This is a genomic window from Pseudomonas sp. UBA3153 (assembly GCF_002364635.1).
GTDB classification, from domain to species: Bacteria; Pseudomonadota; Gammaproteobacteria; order Pseudomonadales; family Pseudomonadaceae; genus Pseudomonas_O; species Pseudomonas_O kuykendallii.
Genome location: NZ_DEYR01000020.1, coordinates 2,748 through 3,064 on the forward strand (window position 1 = coordinate 2,748; position 317 = coordinate 3,064).

At 65.0% G+C, this 317-nt stretch carries 1 pseudogene; it reads right to left on the bottom strand.

From position 1 onward, the window contains the following. A pseudogene (locus B2X67_RS04625) lies at positions 1–317 on the bottom strand (ATP-binding cassette domain-containing protein); the annotation flags it as partial.

Below are 317 nucleotides of genomic sequence, written 5' to 3' on the forward strand. Positions count from 1 at the left end.
GCGCTGCTGCTGGCCGCCGGAAAGCTTGCCGGGGAACACCTTGAGTTTGTCCGCGAGGCCGACGTGGGTGAGCTGCTTCACCGCCATTTCCTCGGCGTCCTGCTTGCTCCGGCCGAGCACCTAGCGCGGCGCCAGCATGACGTTCTCCAGCACGGTCAGGTGCGGGAAGGCGTTCCATTGCTGGAAGACGATGCCGATCTTCTGCCGCAGCTTGTTGATGTCGGTGCCGGGCGCGTGGACCTCGGTGCCGTCGACGCGAATGCTGCCGCTCTTGATCGACTCCAGGCCGTTGATGCACATCAGCAGGGTCGACTTGC